The organism is Psychromonas sp. MME1 (assembly GCF_041080865.1).
Classification (GTDB): Bacteria; Pseudomonadota; Gammaproteobacteria; order Enterobacterales; family Psychromonadaceae; genus Psychromonas.
In genome coordinates this window covers 624029-642441 of the sequence record NZ_CP160906.1, presented here as the reverse complement: position 1 = coordinate 642441, position 18413 = coordinate 624029, and the positions used below count along the sequence as shown (strand labels likewise).

General features: G+C 38.9%; 15 protein-coding genes, 1 tRNA gene and 1 pseudogene. 9 read left to right on the top strand and 8 right to left on the bottom strand.

The window, feature by feature from the left end; genetic code table 11:
• Positions 1-79: 79 nt before the first annotated feature.
• Entirely contained in the window at positions 80-1144 is a 1065-nt protein-coding gene (gene yejK / locus AB2N10_RS03130; RefSeq protein WP_354625103.1) for a nucleoid-associated protein YejK, read from the bottom strand.
• 181 nt (positions 1145-1325) lie between these two features.
• On the opposite strand from yejK, the gene AB2N10_RS03125 reads away from it, so the two are divergent.
• Both AB2N10_RS03125 and AB2N10_RS03120 read left to right on the top strand, forming a co-directional pair.
• Complete coding sequence (locus AB2N10_RS03125) at positions 1326-1550, top strand: DUF1414 domain-containing protein (RefSeq protein ID WP_354625102.1); 225 nt, start codon at positions 1326-1328, stop codon at positions 1548-1550.
• 5 nt (positions 1551-1555) lie between these two features.
• Entirely contained in the window at positions 1556-3355 is a 1800-nt protein-coding gene (locus AB2N10_RS03120; RefSeq protein WP_369434301.1) for a DUF3413 domain-containing protein, read from the top strand.
• Positions 3356-3376: 21 nt separating this feature from the next.
• On the opposite strand, the gene AB2N10_RS03115 is transcribed toward AB2N10_RS03120, so the two are convergent.
• Together AB2N10_RS03115 and AB2N10_RS03110 are read right to left on the bottom strand one after the other, a co-directional pair.
• On the bottom strand, positions 3377-3889 hold the full coding sequence (locus AB2N10_RS03115) for a methylated-DNA--[protein]-cysteine S-methyltransferase (RefSeq protein WP_354625100.1): 513 nt from the start codon (positions 3887-3889) through the stop codon (positions 3377-3379).
• Between the two features lie 185 nt (positions 3890-4074).
• Positions 4075-4326 (bottom strand): hypothetical protein, encoded by a 252-nt coding sequence (locus tag AB2N10_RS03110; protein WP_354625099.1) that lies wholly within the window; start codon positions 4324-4326, stop codon positions 4075-4077.
• Between the two features lie 207 nt (positions 4327-4533).
• On the opposite strand from AB2N10_RS03110, the gene AB2N10_RS03105 reads away from it, so the two are divergent.
• Positions 4534-5580 carry a glycoside hydrolase family 18 protein gene (locus AB2N10_RS03105; RefSeq protein WP_369434300.1) on the top strand — a complete coding sequence of 349 codons (1047 nt, stop codon included), beginning with the start codon at positions 4534-4536 and terminating at the stop codon, positions 5578-5580.
• A gap of 36 nt (positions 5581-5616) precedes the next feature.
• Here the strand turns inward: AB2N10_RS03105 and AB2N10_RS03100 are convergent, their stop codons facing one another.
• Together AB2N10_RS03100 and AB2N10_RS03095 are read right to left on the bottom strand one after the other, a co-directional pair.
• On the bottom strand, positions 5617-6057 hold the full coding sequence (locus tag AB2N10_RS03100; protein WP_354625096.1) for a hypothetical protein: 441 nt from the start codon (positions 6055-6057) through the stop codon (positions 5617-5619).
• 227 nt (positions 6058-6284) lie between these two features.
• A tRNA-Ser gene (locus tag AB2N10_RS03095) sits at positions 6285-6375 on the bottom strand.
• Positions 6376-6556: 181 nt separating this feature from the next.
• On the opposite strand from AB2N10_RS03095, the gene AB2N10_RS03090 reads away from it, so the two are divergent.
• Positions 6557-8527 carry an exoribonuclease II gene (locus AB2N10_RS03090; RefSeq protein ID WP_354625095.1) on the top strand — a complete coding sequence of 657 codons (1971 nt, stop codon included), beginning with the start codon at positions 6557-6559 and terminating at the stop codon, positions 8525-8527.
• 142 nt (positions 8528-8669) lie between these two features.
• Positions 8670-10935 (top strand): annotated as a pseudogene (locus AB2N10_RS03085) (YgiQ family radical SAM protein).
• Here the strand turns inward: AB2N10_RS03085 and recR are convergent.
• The 3 genes from recR to AB2N10_RS03070 all read right to left on the bottom strand — a co-directional run bounded on the left by recR (position 10925) and on the right by AB2N10_RS03070 (position 14286).
• The gene (gene recR / locus AB2N10_RS03080) at positions 10925-11524 is read right to left on the bottom strand and encodes a recombination mediator RecR (protein ID WP_354625093.1); all 600 of its coding nucleotides are present in this window, start codon (positions 11522-11524) and stop codon (positions 10925-10927) included. The pseudogene AB2N10_RS03085 and the gene recR overlap by 11 nt on opposite strands.
• A gap of 100 nt (positions 11525-11624) precedes the next feature.
• On the bottom strand, positions 11625-13334 hold the full coding sequence (locus AB2N10_RS03075; RefSeq protein ID WP_354625092.1) for a bifunctional protein-serine/threonine kinase/phosphatase: 1710 nt from the start codon (positions 13332-13334) through the stop codon (positions 11625-11627).
• Positions 13335-13473: 139 nt separating this feature from the next.
• Positions 13474-14286: a formate/nitrite transporter family protein gene (locus tag AB2N10_RS03070; protein WP_354625091.1), complete on the bottom strand. Its 813-nt coding sequence runs from the start codon at positions 14284-14286 to the stop codon at positions 13474-13476.
• A 400-nt stretch (positions 14287-14686) separates the two neighbouring features.
• Here AB2N10_RS03070 and cynS point away from each other — a divergent pair, with 400 nt between their 5' ends.
• The 4 genes from cynS (at position 14687) to AB2N10_RS03050 (ending at position 18404) form a co-directional block, all read left to right on the top strand.
• Positions 14687-15121, top strand: a complete 435-nt coding sequence (gene cynS / locus AB2N10_RS03065; protein ID WP_354625090.1) for a cyanase — start codon at positions 14687-14689, stop codon at positions 15119-15121.
• Positions 15122-15301: 180 nt separating this feature from the next.
• Positions 15302-16294, top strand: coding sequence for an ABC transporter substrate binding protein (locus tag AB2N10_RS03060; RefSeq protein WP_354625089.1), 993 nt, complete (start codon positions 15302-15304; stop codon positions 16292-16294).
• 188 nt (positions 16295-16482) lie between these two features.
• Positions 16483-16800 (top strand): AsmA family protein, encoded by a 318-nt coding sequence (locus AB2N10_RS03055; protein ID WP_369434299.1) that lies wholly within the window; start codon positions 16483-16485, stop codon positions 16798-16800.
• Between the two features lie 62 nt (positions 16801-16862).
• Positions 16863-18404 carry an AsmA-like C-terminal region-containing protein gene (locus tag AB2N10_RS03050; RefSeq protein ID WP_369434298.1) on the top strand — a complete coding sequence of 514 codons (1542 nt, stop codon included), beginning with the start codon at positions 16863-16865 and terminating at the stop codon, positions 18402-18404.
• Positions 18405-18413: the final 9 nt, after the last annotated feature.

The following is an 18413-nucleotide window of genomic DNA, read 5'->3' as shown; positions in this document are numbered from 1 at the left end:
CAATTCCCTCATTTTACATGAGGCTCAGGTGTCCGAGTTGGCGCCAGACAAGCATCTGGAGATAACATGGGGATAAGCATTAAAATGGTGCTGTATCGTCATTTTCAAGACGGCTATCTGACTCACCAACATCACCATCCCGCTTCAACTGCTCGCGAAGATTAGGTGGGATCCCTTGAATAGTTAGGGTATCGCTATCCGCATCATAATGTATACGTTCACCAAGATGTTTTTGGTCAAAACTAATGCTAATTCCGCCCCCCTGCCCGACATATTTCGTTAATTTACGCATCACACTACGATCAGCAGGAAAACTATTTTCCAATTGATAATCTTCGCTGACAAAATCATAAAAACTACCTTCGAGTTTAGGCGACTCTTGCAGTTGCTCTGATAATACCGAAAGATCAATATCATCACCTTGTTTTAATTGCTCTTTACAATATTCAAAGGCAACTTCCCTTACCTCTTGTTTTTGCGTTATCGGCAAAGCTTCTTTATCACAAAATGCTTCGACCGCTTTCATTAAGCCTTGATTTTGAGCTTTAGCATCAAAACCTTCTTGCGCCCCCATAAAGTCCAAGAAAAAATCAGACACTTGACGCCCAACACGCCCTTTTATAAAGGAGATATAGCGATTTGATTCCGGATCACGAGCAAACAAGGTTAAATCAATACGTGCAACCAGTTGGATTTTAGTCGTTTCAATGTGCTGGCTGACCTGCAATTCTAAATTATCGTTAACACTAACAGACTCATTATTGTGCAATAACGCGATAAATAGATATTCACTAGCAGTCCAACTGTATTTACTAATTAACAATACGCCCTGCTCAGCAAAGTCATACTTTTGTAATTCAGTCACCAAGCAAGTTGCCGCTTGTTGCGATAAACTGACAAAGTCGAGCTCGCCAGCCATCTCTTTTTCTAATGCATCACGAAATAGCGACTCTTTTTCACTATCAGCGGTAAAAGAAGCGAATGCTTTATTCGTTTTACTTTGATAAGTACGATGCAACTCACTTAAAAAAGATTCAATTGATGGTGATATTGGCAATTCACCTTCACGCATTTTACACTGTAGTACACCCTCAGGGCTGTAATTCAATGAATGAAGAATAATGTTCGTTGCAGAGATATTCATAACAAGTGCACCAGATAAAAAAAGTAATTAGTCTGTATGGATTATACAGATACAAACAGCCAATAGTAGCAAGCAAGATACCGATATTGAAAATTTTGCTAATAAAAATAAAAACTAGGTTACCTTTGCCATTGCTATGTTATTATAAAATTATTTATTACTAACGAGTTAACCAATTACTATGCCAATTATTTCTAAGTATTCTAATAAAAAAATTGAAAAAATCTTAAATGAAGTTTTACAAGTATTACATGATAATGATGTCTCCATTGACCTAAGTCTGATGATTTTGGGCAATAGCATTACACATATCATTAATAATAATGTTCCCGTTAACAAACGTGCTGAAATTGGTGAAAAATTTGTTGATGCCTTCACCGCCTCACTTAAAACAGAAGAAAAATAATTAATATGGTTGAAACGGGTAATAAATTCCACGATAACGCCTCTCGCTTAATCAGCTGGGGGCATTGGTTTACTTTTTTTAACCTCATACTCATTTCATTAATCAGCCTTCGCTATATAAAATATGCCGGATTAGCTGACACGCCTGTGGGAATCGCATATCAATTCATTAGCCTAATTGGCCATGCTAGTTTTTTATGCGCAGTGGTATTTGTTGTAATACTCTTTCCCCTGGCGTTTATTATACGAATGCAACGCTTATACCGATTATTAGCAATAATAATAAGTACCGCAGCGTTAACGTTATTAATTGTAGACACACAAATATTCAAGCTATATAGCTTCCATATTACCCCTTTAATTTGGCAATTTTTACAACGTCCAGAACAGGTTGAGCAAATTTACTCAATCAATTTGCACTACATATCTATTCCTATAATTTTCGCCATTGAATTAGCTATCTCTTATTTTGTTTGGCGTAAACGTCGCGTATTGCAAGCTAAAGCCATTGGTAAGCCGATCGCTATATTCCTATTTACTACTTTTGTTATCACCCATTTAACGTTCATTTGGGCTGATGCAACGCAATATCGCCCAATTGTCCAACAGAAATCTATTTACCCACTCTCCTATCCTATGACGGCACGTTCATTTTTGACCAAACAAGGCTGGCTTAGCGATGAAAAATTATTAAAAAGAATTAACCAACAAAGTGCTTATGCCAATGCACAAGTCGAATATCTACACTACCCCAAAAGCACGTTATCTTTTATGAAACCACTAGCAAGCACACCTAAAAATGTCATACTCATCAGTGCAGGTGGATTACGTGCAGATATGCTCAATGAAAACAATATGCCATTTTTACATTCACTGAGTAAACAAGGATTGAATTATACAATGCATTTCAGCGGTGCGACTAATCGTTCGCAGGGAATATTTAGCTTATTCTATGGTTTACCTAATCGCTATTGGCCGGAAATAACCAGTAACTATATTCCACCTATATTAATGACTCACCTATCCAAAGAAAATTACAATTTTGGTCTTTTTTCTAGTATTGGATTTGTACATCCGGAATTTTTGCAGAGCAGTTTTAGCGAAATAAAAACACCTGAATTAGAAAATTATTCAGAACAAAATAGCAATGCGAGTAGCACACTAAAATGGCAACAGTGGATAACTAAACAACCTCAAAATGAAAAATGGTTTAGCTTTATATACTACAAGCAAGGACGTGCTGCAGCGAACAACACAACCCCATTGACGTTAACTGCGCAGTCACAAAAATTAACGCAATACCAGCAGCAAGTATTGGCGATAGATGAACAAATAAACGGGGTCATTTCAACCCTAATAAAAAAGGACTTACTCGAGAATACCATCGTTATCATCACCGGCACAAATGGCAAAACATTTGATAATCTATCCAGTAACGATGCCATGATCCATAACGCCCATGTCCCTTTAGTTGTACTTTGGCCTGGAATACAAGAACCCAGACAAATAACCCGCATGACCAGTCATGTTGATATTGTCCCCACTTTAATGGAGGCGCTATTTGGCAGTAAAGATAACCCAGATCTATACAGCAGTGGTCAAAGCCTATTTGATAACAGAGAGCGCCAATATGTCCTGTCGGGCAGTACGAAAGAATATATTATTTATCAAAAAGAAAAAATAACGCGCTTTTCAAATAACGGCGAGATAGAGAGCATTAACTGGCTTGGTGATGAGCTAAACGAAGATGAAATAGACATTACCCTACTTATTGATGTACTAACCAAACTAAGGCGTTTTAATTAAGAGATATTCCCGATCAAGGCATTAGCTTACACAATAGCGATAATCTTCTATCGCTATTTTTTGTTGATCGGCTAAACCGTTAATAGTAATCCCCTCATGCTCTAACAACCAGTGTTTACGATGTAGCCCCCCCGCGTACCCTGTTAATTTACCATTGCAACCGATAACTCGATGACAGGGAATAATAATCGCAAGCGGGTTTTTAGCATTTGCTCCGCCCACTGCTTGTGATGCTTTAGGGTTGTTAATCATACGTGCAATATCAGCGTAACTAAGCAGTTGACCATAGGGGATTTTAGCTAAGCATAACCAAACAGTTTTTTGAAAATGGCTGCCATGCGGAGCAAGCGGTAAATCAAATGTTTTTCTTACCCCTGAAAAATATTCCGCAAGCTGTATCAGACATAACTCAGTGTGTTGATTCGCATTACACTCACCTATTCGGCTCGCACTAAACTCAACCTCTGTTATGCCTAGCTCAGAAGCGTGGCATTTAATCAAACCTATTGGTGTTTCGATATAATCAAAGTACATCAGTGCGACTCCCTTAAAAGAATAGTTATACCAATTCCTTTGATTATGAAATCTATCTAGGCGTGACAACAAATCGATGAAAGCGAGCGCTACTTTTTAGCAATAGCTTCACTTGCTTTTAATTGAGGCAGGGCAATAAGCTTGTTTTAATCACTTAAGAACAAGCTTATTGCAGTCGCTTTAACTCAGCCGAAATTGTAGTCAGTATCCCGACCAATATCGTAGTTAAAGTCATCGTCGTAGTCGTAGTCATCAAATGTACTATCAAGATCTAATTTCAACAGTCTCTTTTCATGCCATAACTCAATCTCTCTGCGTGTTTGCTCTTTTGAACGAACGGGCATAACCACTTCAAAATCATCGCTATTTACATCAAAATCAAGAAGGTCAATATCATCATCATCAAATAGATCATCTTCTTCTTCGTAATTCATCATAAACCTCCCAAGGTTGGTGATTGCAACTAAATAAATAATTAACCAAATTCTCAATTTTAGAAAGAGAAAAAATTTATTGTGGCTGAACAATTTTTTTTATTAAGACCGAAGCACAGAAAATACTATTTTTAACTTGCACAGATAACCTAAGTTAGCGATATTAGGGACTCATCAATACCCGATATCAATATTACATAGGAAATCATTTTGAATGACTTACTAACGCGTTGTAAAACGTACCTGTTTTGCCTCATTACAGTCGCTAGCTTAACTGCCTGCCAAGGGCTTTTTTCGAAAATAAATGATAATATTTCCGATAATAATAAAACGGAATGTGCAACGGATACGACTGCGGTTTCATTTAAAAAAGTTGCCTATTGGAATGGCGATAATAGCGATGAAATTGATAACCTCTACTACGCATCTCTGACCCACCTAATCTATGGCTATTTACAGTTTAAATCAGATGGCTCACTGGTCGCCTTCAGTGACAGTGAAATCAATGACTTTGAAGATATGATAACCTACGCACAGGGGCAAAATGTCAAAATACTAATTTCTATCGGAGGTGACAGCGGTAGCAGCGCAAACTTTAAGACAATTGCAAGCTCAAGCTCTTTAACCAAAACATGGGTAAATAACATCATTGATTTTATTGAAGATTATGATTTAAATGGTGTTGATCTCAACTGGCAATACCCAAAGGATAAGAGTGAAGGTGATCTTTTTGAAGATTTAGTCTCCGCGCTATCTAGTAAATTACAGGATAAAGGTTATCTACTAAGTATTGCGGTTATCTCTGGTGTTGGTGATGATGAAAATTATGCCGACCTCATTGATAGCACGGTCTTTGATGATGTAAATTTTGTGAATGTCAGGGCTTTTAATACAAGTAACTCCGATAATTTACAATCATCTAAACAAGATGCAATTGATTCTATTGACTATTGGACGGAGCGTTGCTTAATTAAAAATAAACTTGTCCTAGGTATCCCCTTATTTGCTGATAACGGGGAAAGCTTTGACCAAATAGTCAATGAAAGCAGAAGTTATGCGTGCACCGATAATAGCAAAAGTCGAGATTATAATGGTATCCCCACCGTGGTCGATAAAACCGAATACGCGATGAAATATGCGGGAGGCATGATGATGCAATCGCTTGATCAAGATGCCTATAGAGAGTATCCGACCTATTCGTTGCTCGATGCAATCAAAGAAACGGTAGATGGCAACATCGTAACTATCTGCGATTAATCACACCTTAACGCTTGGCTCCACGCCAAGCGTTAATTATTTATTCGCAGGTTGTTTCGCTATTTGACTCGCAGCCCAATCATTCAGCGTTTTATATATACAAGTGCGAGGCTCTTCTTTTTTACCAATACAAGCTTCTTTAATAATTGGTTCCAATTTAATAATCAAGGCTTTATCAGAAATATAATTATTAATACAAGCATGAGCAAAAAAGCTACTAACATAATCAGGAGACAATTCTTCTGTCATTAATAAAAACCCCCTTACCTCACTTTGGAAAAATGGTCCACCCTCAGGAAATATAGTGAGCAGTTCTTGGTATTCATCAACCGCTTCGATAGCTTTTCCACTTTGCACTTGCTCTGCAATCAGCCCTGTTTGATTGGACAAAAAACCGCACATAATTTGTGATGTTTGATTGGCCATCGAGCTAAAAGAGAGAGTCAGCAAAAAGAATAATGAAAAGATCTTACCCATATTATTTTCCTAAATATATTTAAATCGAATAACAAATTACCAGCAGTGATAGTTTTTGTTACCATTATTAACGTAAAAACAGATTCGATTATAGCAAATACAATGCGGTTTCATGAACCAGTAAGAGTAAACAACCAATAATTGTTTACTTAAGAGCAATTTAACGTTGATTTTAATACTGTAGAAACGAAAAAGCCCACTGAAATCAGTGGGCTTTTTCTTTAATGTGGCGGAGGAGGAGAGATTTGAACTCTCGGAGAGCTATTAACCCTCGCTGGTTTTCAAGACCAGTGCATTAAGCCGCTCTGCCACCCCTCCGGAACGAGGCGCATATTAAACATAATTAATAAAAAAGCCAAGCATTATTTTTATTTATTTTAATTTTCATGCCTTTTGAGTATTTGCCCCTTTTATTGAACGGCAATCCCCTTTATATTTACCTACTGTCTTGCCATTCAGTTTTCGTTTGTGCACAGCATTCATTTTAAGGTTTTATTTTATGTTTCAGAACAACCCATTGCTTAGCCAATTAAAAACTCAAATTCAAGAAAACATCCCGAAACGTCAAGGCATTGTAAAAGCAACTGAACGTGGCTATGGTTTTCTAGAAACAGACAAAGGTAAACGCTTTTTTATCCCGCCGAGTGAGATGAAAAAAGTATTGCATGGCGACCATATCAATGCGTTTATTCGTGAAAATGGTGATAAATCAACGGCGGAACCTAACAAATTAAAACAAGCTGGCATTGATGTTTTTATTGCCCGTCTATCAGTGAAAGGCAAACATCTTAATATCGAACCAAATAATCCGCTATTAAAGGCATTTTTCAAGGTCAAAGGCGGCCATCAGCTTTTACAAAATGGCTATCTTGATGGAGATTGGGTAAAAGTAAAATTATTGAGTCATGCCTTAGAAGGCAATGGTTTTATGGTCGAGGTGATTGAGAAGATTGCCGATGGCAGCGATCCCTTTGCCTACCGATTAGTGGCGGTTGCAACACATAATCTTCCCGCTAAAGCCCCTGAATTTGACCATCCATGGCAGGTTATTGATACAGATCTAGAAAGAGCCGATTTAACTAAAACACCTTTTTTTACCATTGATGGTGCTAATACACAGGATATGGATGATGCACTCTATATAGAAGAAAATAGCGCGGGTTGGCTACTAACCATCGCCATTTCCGATCCTTCTGCCTACGTGCCTGAAAACAGCTCCATTGACGATGAAGCAAAACGACGTGCCTTTACTCACTACCTACCCAATTTCAATGTACCAATGTTACCGCGAGATTTAAGCGATAGTCTCTGTTCATTAAAAGAGGGAGAAAAGCGAGCTACACTTTGTTGCGCTGTTCAAATCAATCATGATGGCCAATTAGAGGGGCCAGCAACCTTTTTTGCTGCATGGATAAAATCACATTATCGTCTTAATTATAATGATGTTTCCGATTATCTAGAAAACGAAGAGGGTAATAATGATGTGTGGCAACCTAGTCGTCAGTTAAGTAAGCTATTACACACCTTAAATGAGGCGACATTAAAACGTTTCACATGGCGAAGCGATAATAATGTCGTCTTTAAAAGCCAACCAGACTACACCTTCAAACTCAATAATAAAGGTGAAGTGTACGAAATTATCTGCGAGCCAAGACGCACCGCGAACCGTCTCGTAGAAGAGTCGATGATTGCCGCTAATATTTGTGCGGGTGACTTTTTAGCAAAACATAGAGCGCAAGGCGTCTTTAATAGCCATTCTGGTTTTGCTTCCGACCGTTTAGCTAAAGCCGTCGAATTACTGGCTGAATATGGTATAGAAAGTGATGTTGATGCTTTATCAACGTTAACCGGTTATACCAAAATGCGTCAACAAGTGAGTAACCTGCATAATAACTATTTAGACCATAGACTACGTAAACTGCTTGCCTATGCAGACACCAAAAGTAAACCAGAAGCGCATTTCACCATGGGCGTTGAGCATTATGCGACATGGACATCCCCCATTCGTAAATATGGTGATTTAGTTAATCACCGATTAATTAAGTCAATCCTATTAGAAACAGAGAGCTGCGAAGTCGCTGATGATATTGGTCTGTTACTTAATGAAGCTCGTAAATTACAACGTCTAGCTGAAAGAGATGTCAATAACCTCCTTTATTGTCAGTATCTTAAAAGTCAGGAGCAATCACAGTGGCGTTATAAAGCGGAGATATTTGATATCGTTAAAGCTGGACTACGTGTCCGCGTACAGGAGAACGGTGCAACCTTCTTTATTCCTGCAAGCTTGTTAGTGAAAAATAGTAATGATGCTAAAGCGATAGAATGTAGCCGTGAACTTGGACAAGTTAAAATGGGTGCGCAAACTGAATTACAACTGGGTGATGTTATTGATGTTATGCTCCATAATGTCAACCTTGAGAGTAATCAACTTATTGGCAAATTAGCGGATCCACTTAGCGCGCCACTATAGATATCAGCTGAAGTTAATCCACTATGTTGGATTAACTTCAAGCCGCCTCTAACCCACATAAACTTCGCGGTTAAGAATCCCCCATAGATATGCTAGAATCCCCTTCTCTATATTCCAACATAAGTTAAGTTAGGCAAATACAATGAGCGTTGATTTATTACAAGCTGATAGGCCACTTTTTTCATATCCCAAATATAAATCGCGAACTGAAAAAGCAGCGCCATTTTTGCCTATGTCTCGTAAAGAGATGCAGCAACTCGGTTGGGACAGTTGTGACATTATCTTAGTGGTTGGTGATGCCTATGTAGATCACCCAAGTTTTGGTATGGCCGTTATTGGCCGGACGCTTGAAGCGCAGGGGTATCGTGTCGGGATAATCGCACAACCCGATTGGAGCAGTAAAGATGCCTTCATGCAGCTGGGCAAACCCAATCTCTTTTTTGGCGTCTCTGCGGGTAATATGGACTCCATGATCAATCGCTATACGGCTGAGCGTCGTCTGCGTCATGATGATGCCTACACGCCAAATAATGAAGGTGGCAAACGCCCAGATCGCGCTGTATTAGTCTATACGCAACGTTGTAAAGAGGCTTATAAATCAGTCCCCGTTGTGATCGGCGGCATTGAAGCGAGTTTACGCCGTATCGCCCATTATGATTACTGGTCAGATAAAGTACGTCGATCTGTTATTCTCGATGCTAAAGCGGATATTTTGCTCTATGGAAATGCTGAGCGACCACTATTAGAAGTGGCTTACCGACTCTCTCAGGGTGAACAAATTAAAGAGATGGTCGATATTCGCGGTACCGCGGTGTTAATTAAACAACCCTTAGATAATTGGCAGGGACTCGATTCTCGTAAGGTCGATCAACTCGGCAAGATAGACCCCATTATCAATCCCTATGCCGATATAAACGTTGCCTGTGCCACGCAAAAACTGGCAGATCCTTCTCTTAATGACGCTCCAACACAGGTGATCACGATTCAACCTGAGCAGCATCGACCAGCAAAGCAGAAGCCTTGGGAAAAAACCTATATTCAATTACCCAGTTATGACCATGTCAGTCAAGACAAGGTGCTTTATGCACATGCTTCACGCGTTATGCACCAAGAAACCAACCCCGGTTGTGCACGCGCATTAGCGCAATATCATGGCGAACGTTTAGTGTGGATCAATCCCCCCGCTTATCCATTAACCATGGAAGAGATAGATAGCGTATTTGGACTGCCCTATCAACGCATTCCTCACCCTGCCTATGGAGATGCTAAGATCCCCGCTTACGATATGATCAAATTTTCGATTAATATTATGCGTGGTTGCTTTGGCGGCTGTACCTTCTGTTCCATAACCGAACATGAAGGACGAGTGATCCAAAGTCGTTCGGAAGATTCGATTATCAAAGAGATAGAAACGATTCGAGATAGCGTGCCCGGCTTTACAGGCGTCATATCTGACCTTGGTGGGCCAACGGCAAATATGTATCGTCTGAAATGTAAAAGCCCCAAAGCGGAGCAAACTTGCCGACGTTTAAGCTGTGTCTTTCCTGATATTTGTCATCACATGAATACCAACCATGAACATACGATTGGCTTATATCGCCGCGCACGGAAATTATCTGGTATCAAAAAGATTTTAATCGCATCGGGATCGTTACGACATCGCAGTGGAAGATCCTGCCTATGTGAAAGAGCTCGTTGAACACCATGTTGGCGGCTATTTGAAAATAGCACCAGAGCATACGGAAAAAGGCCCATTAGATAAAATGATGAAGCCTACCATGAGCAGCTATGAAGCGTTCAAAAATATGTTTGAAAAATACTCCAAAGCTGCGGGCAAAAAACAGTACTTGATCCCCTACTTTATTTCTGCACATCCAGGTACTACAGACCTTGATATGGTTAACCTTGCTTTGTGGTTAAAAGAGAATAATTTTAAATTAGATCAAGTGCAAAATTTTTATCCGTCGCCCTTAGCGAATGCAACGACCATGTACCATACGGAAAAAAATCCACTACATAAAGTATCAAAAGATAGTGAGCAAGTATTCACCGCAAAAGGGGGACGTCAACGTAAAATTCATAAAGCAATTCTACGTTACCATGTACCAGAAAACTGGCCATTAATTCGTGAAACATTGAAAAAACTGGGTTTAGCGAGAAAGTTGATAGGTAAAAGCCCACAACATTTAGTGCCGCCTGAATCGCGTAACGAGCAACAAGGGGTGCTACAACAACAGCAGTTTGCAACCAATAAACCAGCTCAAAGCGCAGTCACACGTCATTCGGGTTCTGCACAATTTAAAAAGGCAAACTCATCAACGAGCAAAAGCAACAAAGCGAGCGGCAAAAAAGTTGCTAAATTAACTGGCAGTAAAAAGCCGGTAAAATTGGGGAATTTTAAAAAATAGAACGTCCAGAAAATGAGTGTGACAGTGTGGTACTATCGACAAATTCAAGTTCGCCACCCACTGGCACACCATGCGCAATACGGCTTACGGCGATATTGTATTTTTTTGCTAAGGTCGCAATATAATAAGCCGTTGCCTCCCCTTCTACCGTTGGATTCGTTGCTAGAATAATCTCCTCTATTTTTCCCTTAGCTAATTGGCTTTCCAATAAAGGCAAGCCCAACTGCTCTGGACCAATGCCATCAAGAGGAGAAAGGTGCCCCATTAATACAAAATAGGTGCCAGAAAAAAGCGCAGTTTGTTCGATGGCAAGAACATCCACGGGCATTTCCACAACACAAATTAACGGACTATTATTACGCTTCTCATTACTACAGATGTTACATAACTCGGTTTCCGTGAAGGTGCGACATTGCTGGCAATGACCAATCTCATGAATTGCCCGCTCTAGCACATGGCTCAGCCTTAAGCCGCCTTGACGATTTTTATCTAACAGGTGATACACCATACGTTGCGCTGACTTTGGGCCAACACTAGGTAAGCATTGCAACGCTTGAGTTAGTTCTTCAAGTAAAGAGATAGAGCCCATATACACACTTCTTATGCTATTAAATTAATGATAATGATGCGTGCGATGTTAACACGCCTTGCCAATTTGCTATAGCCATCATCATACAATAGTTACGGCACTAGATTAACCACTGAGCAACAATAATTAGCAACAAAATAAAACTCATACCTTGCCAAAACAGAACCGGATTACGTTCAATGAGTGGCCGACTCGTGCGATTTATAAACCTCTTATTTGGCTGCTTTAAATCATGTATGAATTCCGATAACTCTGCGTAACGCTTTGCAGGTTCAACGTTTAAGGCCTTACGCAAGGTGTCGTCAATCCAGATAGGAAATTCGGTATCATCATTAATTAAACTTGTATAACTCAAACGTCGTTGTGCCGAAAGACTTCTTACCTGCGCTATTTTTGCATGGTATGGAAAACGGCCTGATAACATTTGGTAGGTAATGACCGCTAGTGCATAAATATCGGAACGGGCAGTGCCAACTTCACCTAAAAAATATTCAGGAGCAGAGTAACGCATAGTACCTCTTACTGCTTCTTCATTTTTAATATCCGTTACTCCCGCGATGAAGGTCGAACCAAAATCGATGATCTTAACGGTCTGGTTATGGTCAATCATAATATTATCGGGGCGTAAGTCTTGATGAACCATCTCTTGTCGATGAAACGCTTGCAACCCCTTTGCAACTTGTCCAATAATATCTCTTACTTGATTAATGGTTGCTTGCGGGTTGTCTATCATCCACTGTTTTAATGAAATACCTTCAATATATTCACTCACCAAATATAAGAAATTGCGCTTACGAGTTGGCTCTATTGCTTTCACCACATGCGGATTATTAATACGTTTGGCGATCCACTCTTCGAGCATAAAACGTTCTAGGTATTGTTTATCATTACGCAGTTCCGTTGAGGGGGTTTTAATAACCACAAGTTGCTGACTTTCTATATCAGATGCTAGAAATACATGGCTACGACTGCTTATATATATTTCACGAAGAATCGTATAACCATCAAATACCATTCTCGCTGTTAATCTCGGCGGTAAAGGTAGCATTGAGACATGCTGCTGAACTTCGCTGAGTTGATAATTGGGTAATTTTTCTATCTTAACAATCTGAATAGTTAAGTTATCATCACTACCCGACAACATCGCTTGCTCTATGATCCTCTCTGCGGCAAGCGTTAAATTATCAAATTCTGCAATAGTCGCTAATATATACGCTTCACTAACAAACTCATAGACACCATCAGTAGCGAGAATAAATAGATCCCCCTCTGCGATAATTTCACTGTGATAATCAATATCTAAAGCGGGATCTATCCCTAAAGCACGCGTTAAATAACTCACTTCTGAAGAAACAACGCGGCGATGATCCTGGGTTAATTGTACTAATTGATTATCTGAAATACGCAAAATACGGGTATCACCGCAGTGCAATAAATGGGCTGTATTAGATTTAATGATGAGGGTGCTAAAAGTCGCAATGTAGCCTTTATCTTTTTCATAACGATAGGGGCTATTAGCTGTTTGTGCATATAACCAATGATTGATTGATTTAATGACTTTCTGAGCCGATGTGTTAACAGACCAAGAATCAGAGGTACAATAATAATCTGCTAAAAAACTTGCCACAGCGGTATCGCTGGCTATTTGACTAACATGACTTGAACTGATCCCGTCAGCCATAGCCAGCACAACACCTTTGCTACTTAATAAAGGTTCGTTAGGGATAACATATCCCATTGCATCTTGATTGATTTTTTTAATACCTTTATCGGTTGCTTGACCAATGCTGACAGCTAACGCTTGCTCCATCAATTATCTCCTACCTTTATTACCCGAATGAGATTTTCACCGTGGGATCTGCCCATGTTTTATAGTGTGCCCTAAATAAAAAGGCTCTAAAGTCTTATCACTTTAGAGCCTAAATAAGGCTGCCGATTAACAACAGCGATTAAGCAATTTTACGCACAGGTGATGTTTTAACATGGGTGAAATAAAGTGGTAAACCAACCAGTAACAAGCCACCGACAAGGTTACCTAATACGGTAGGAATTTCATTCCATAATAAGTAATCATAAACTGTAAAGTCTCCCCCCATGATCATAGAGAAAGGGAATAAAAACATATTAACAATTGAATGCTCAAACCCCATGAAGAAGAACAGCATAACAGGCATCCACATGGCGGCCATTTTAGCCCCAGCACTGGTGGAAATCATTGCTCCAACAACCCCCATGGAGACCATCCAGTTACATAACATACCGCGAATAAAAATCGTTATCCAACCACCTAGACCATGTTCTTGATAGCCTAATGTTCTAGCTTCACCAATACTACTTACTTTAGCAGCTAAAGCGCCGCCATCCGTAGAGTAACCATAGGTTAGAATAAACGAGATGAAAAAGGCGGTGGTTAAAGCACCAGCAAAGTTACCAATAAAAACAAGCCCCCAGTTACGAAGCACGCCAGCAGCGGTAACACCTGGACGTTTATCAAATAACGCTAATGGAGCCAGCGTAAATACTCCCGTTAACAGATCAAATTTCATCAAATAAAGCATAATAAAACCGACTGGAAACAGACAAGCACCTAAAATAGGACTCCCTGTTTTTGTTGCCACGGTTATCGCAAACACAGCGGCTAAACCTAAAATGGCCCCCGCCATAAATGCACGTATAAGGGTGTCTTTCGTCGACATGTATACTTTTTGTTCACCAGAATCAACCATTTTGGTGACAAATTCACTCGGTTCTATATATGACATAATACATCCTCTGTATATTGGTTTAAAATTATTTATGCATGCCCTAGATCACGCTATTAACAGATTAGCAACATACATACCAATAAATTAAAATGACATAAGCAATTGATTTTTAATGGCAATATTTTGTTCGATAAGTAAATGATATTTTTACAAGCACCATAACAGTGCTGAAAATGCAGTTTCGCACTAAATTGGGTTAAGTTTTTAACAAAAATTTAACCTGCGGTTAACTTAAAAAGGTGCACCGCATCAACCAAAGGGAGTGCCACACCATGTATCGTGGCGATCAATACATCTAATTAAGCAAATGGCATAGTTTTCGCTTATTACAAATTTCTTTAATGTAAAAGAGCCCCATGCACAGGTAAGTGCATAATCAATAAAAATGAGGTGAATGATGTCTGATTTAACAAATCTACTGTTAGAGGCAAAATCAAATAAAGGCTTATCCTTTACGGATCTCGGGGATGCGCTAGGCAGAAGTGAAGTATGGACCGCTTCACTTATCTATGGCCAAGCCAGTGCATCAATTGAAGAAGCGCAAGCTTTACTTTCCATACTAGAAATTGATTTATCATGGACTAAAGCGCTTACGCAATATCCAGTTAAAGGGCTCATTGATACCGTACCAACTGACCCCTTAATTTATCGCTTCTATGAAATTATGCAAGTTTACGGACTCCCGCTTAAAGATGTTATTCAAGAAAAATTTGGGGATGGTATCATGAGTGCAATAGATTTCACTCTTAGCGTCGATAAAGAAGAAAACCCTGCTGGCGATCGGGTCGTGATCACCATGAATGGTAAATTTTTAGGTTATAAAAAGTGGTAACAGTAATGCCATGAACTAGAGGTAACAATAGCCATTATTCATAATGGCTATTGTTGCTTTATATCTCATTTTAATAAACCAGATCAAATACTATACCCAAATATAGTTATACTAATGAATACGACTCTCCAATATTAAAAATAGACATTAGGCGAACAAGCACTAAATAATGAAGGTAATATGAAAAAAGTATTATGCTTTGCTTTATATATCATACTGTTATTTTTTTCTTTCCCCATATTTGCAAAACAAAAAATATTAATAATAGAAAGTTACCACAGTCAACACAGCTGGGACCAAAGCTATATTGAAGGCATAAAATCTGTACTTAATGATGACTTTGAACTTATCTATTTCCAAATAAATGGCAAACGAATAGCTAAATATCAGTATCAACAGCAAGCCAATTTAGCATGGGAATTTTTTGAGGAGAAACAACCTGATTTAGTTATATTAGGTGATGATATTGCACTACTCCATCTCGGTGAACGTTTAAATCAAACACAAACTCCGGTCATCTATTTGGGAATAAATAACAATCCTCGCAATTACAATATCTATCCCAGTGATAATATTTGTGGAGTGTTAGAACGACCACTCATTAAACGAGCTATTCCAACCATTGCTCAGGTACTTGCTAAAAAAGTAAATCGCGTCTTACTCCTATTTGATAACAGTACCACTTCTCACGTCATTTTAAATGAGGTCTTTGCGAACTCGACTAAGATAAAAGTATCATCGATAGAAGTAGAAATAAAACTTATCGGTAACTGGGAAATTTGGCAGGAGGAGATAAATAATGCAGATGAAAATAATTATGACGCACTATTTATTGGCACCTATCACACCCTTACTAACGATAAAGGCGAACATATTTCAGAAGATACAATTATCAATTGGAGCGTCAACCACACGCCAATTCCTCCCTTTGCATTTTGGGATTTTTCCGTAGGAGAAGATAAAGCAATTGGAGGATTAGTCCTCGTTGGCTTTGAGCAAGGAAAAATAGCAGCAGAAATGGCCAAAGAGGTATTAACTACAGACAAAAAAATGTCTTTATTAAGACCTAGAACAGCCCAAAGAGGGCAATATATATTTAGCCGCCATGGCTTACAAAAGTATGGCATCACACTGCCGGAAGATATTGCAGCTAAAGCAACCTTGATAGATTAATCGCCATCTCACTAAGGCGAGCACCTCCATGAGAGACACAGTAGCATCGATTCTTTACTTAACTAGCTTTATCTTCGCTTTATAATATCATTGATATATATGCTAAAATTAGCAGCGAAGTAATGTTTTTATAAACTATAATAAAAAGCGTTTATACTTTTTATAAACCAATCACAAAGGACGTTGTAATGAAACTCTTTATAAAATTATTTGTTGGAGTGCTAACTCTATTTATCCTTGCCGCTATTCTTTTATTCACACTCGTGGATCCGAATGATTATAAAGAAGAGATCCAGGTTCAGGTAAAAAAAGCGATCAACCGTGATTTACTCATTAATGGCGATCTGGGGTGGACATTTTACCCTCAGTTAGGGTTTAGTAGTGGTGAAATTGAGCTACTCAACCCGAATGGATTCAACCGTAAAAATTTAGCAAAAATTAACGATGCAGCGGTAAGCTTAGCGTTAATGCCACTATTTAAAGGCGAAATCCAGATCGGGAACTGACCTTAAATGGCCTACGTTTCAACTTAATTACGAATAAAAATGGCTTATCAAATCTAGATAATATGGTACCTAAGCAAGCAAGCAGTAATACAACGGCCAAAGAGAATAACAAAACAGAGAGCAGTGATAGTGCTAACAATAATTCAGTAACCCTCGATACCATTAAATTGGCAGGCATCAATATCAATGATGCAATCATAGAGGTGCAAGATCTCACCGTCGGGTCTAAAACCGAAGTTACTATAGAGCAAATTAAATTGGGCTCATTTGAACTTGGCAAAGCGACTGATTTATTAATTATCACCAATATCGTCATTGATAAAATTTACGGACGAGCAGAGTTACAAGCACAATTAATGGTTTCGCCCGATCTCTCAACCATCCAATTAAATGGGTTGAATTTAGAGACTTTATTTGCAGGCGACTCACTACCTAATAAAAAGTTATCAAGCAAAATCAGCAGTAATATAACTTATACCATCCCCAGCAAAAAAGCTGATATTACCGATTTAACCCTCGCGGTTGATGATATTCAATTACAGGGCAAGCTTTCAGTACAAACGACAAACACAACGAAGGTTCGTTTTGATTTGCAGGGTAATGAATGGGATCTAACGCCCTATCTTCCTGCAAAATCGGAAACCGCTGACGTTGAAGGGGCAGATCAAAATAGCGCCGATCCAGCAGCGGAAATTGAGCCCAATTTAGCGTTTTTAAACACGCTTGATGTTAATGGTGCTTTAACAATTGCAGGCATAAAAGCCAATGAGATTAAAATAGGCAAAATTGATATGAAGGTTTTAGTGAACAAAGGTAAAGCCGAAATTAAACCGCTAACCGCCTTGTTATACGATGGTCAACTAACGGTTAACGCCCTTGTCGATGATGCCAAAGGAATGAATAAGTACAACATTTCGACCACTCTTAAAGATGTTGTCATACGTCAGTTATTAACCGATGCTGCAAAGATAGATTTCCTAAGCGGTAAAACGGCCTTTAATTTTTCAGGCTCAGGTACAGGATTAACCAGTAGTAAAATAAAAGCAGGTTTAATGGGTAAAGGTGATTTTACATTATTAGATGGCGAGATATATGGGGTTAATGTCCCACAGGAAATACGCATACTGAAAGCGAAAATAAAAGGTAAAGAACTACCAACGGAAAAAAGCATTAAAAAGACTGATTTTGCATCGTTAAAAGGGAATTTTACTATCCAAAAAGGACAAGTTGATAACCAAAAGCTATTGATGCTATCACCCGTCATGCGTTTAGATGGCGCGGGATTAGCTGATATTTTAAAAGAATCATTAGACTATAAGTTAAGTATTACCCCACTATCTAAAAGCGATGAAAAAACAGAAGTCTACGACCTAAATGGCATTACCATCCCAATGTTGATCAAAGGTTCTTTCTCTGAGCCAAAATTTAGCCTTGATATGGATGGCGCGTTGAATGAACAACTGAAAGCGAAAGGCAAAGAACTTGAGAATAAAGCAAAGGATAAACTAAAAGAGCAGCAAGACAAATCGAGTGATGAACTCAAAGAAGAAGGTAAAAAAATAGAGGACAAACTTAAAGGTGAACTTGGTAAGCTATTCGGCTAACCACGCAAA

Coding starts and splice junctions, on each gene's coding strand:
- AB2N10_RS03055 (WP_369434299.1), top strand. CDS start 16,483: ATGAAACTCTTTATAAAATTATTTGTTGGAGTGCTAACTCTATTTATC.
- AB2N10_RS03070 (WP_354625091.1), bottom strand. CDS start 14,286: ATGTCATATATAGAACCGAGTGAATTTGTCACCAAAATGGTTGATTCT.
- AB2N10_RS03075 (WP_354625092.1), bottom strand. CDS start 13,334: ATGGAGCAAGCGTTAGCTGTCAGCATTGGTCAAGCAACCGATAAAGGT.
- AB2N10_RS03115 (WP_354625100.1), bottom strand. CDS start 3,889: ATGTACTTTGATTATATCGAAACACCAATAGGTTTGATTAAATGCCAC.
- AB2N10_RS03110 (WP_354625099.1), bottom strand. CDS start 4,326: ATGATGAATTACGAAGAAGAAGATGATCTATTTGATGATGATGATATT.
- cynS (WP_354625090.1), top strand. CDS start 14,687: ATGTCTGATTTAACAAATCTACTGTTAGAGGCAAAATCAAATAAAGGC.
- AB2N10_RS03090 (WP_354625095.1), top strand. CDS start 6,557: ATGTTTCAGAACAACCCATTGCTTAGCCAATTAAAAACTCAAATTCAA.
- recR (WP_354625093.1), bottom strand. CDS start 11,524: ATGGGCTCTATCTCTTTACTTGAAGAACTAACTCAAGCGTTGCAATGC.
- AB2N10_RS03125 (WP_354625102.1), top strand. CDS start 1,326: ATGCCAATTATTTCTAAGTATTCTAATAAAAAAATTGAAAAAATCTTA.
- AB2N10_RS03050 (WP_369434298.1), top strand. CDS start 16,863: ATGGTACCTAAGCAAGCAAGCAGTAATACAACGGCCAAAGAGAATAAC.
- AB2N10_RS03060 (WP_354625089.1), top strand. CDS start 15,302: ATGAAAAAAGTATTATGCTTTGCTTTATATATCATACTGTTATTTTTT.
- yejK (WP_354625103.1), bottom strand. CDS start 1,144: ATGAATATCTCTGCAACGAACATTATTCTTCATTCATTGAATTACAGC.
- AB2N10_RS03120 (WP_369434301.1), top strand. CDS start 1,556: ATGGTTGAAACGGGTAATAAATTCCACGATAACGCCTCTCGCTTAATC.
- AB2N10_RS03100 (WP_354625096.1), bottom strand. CDS start 6,057: ATGGGTAAGATCTTTTCATTATTCTTTTTGCTGACTCTCTCTTTTAGC.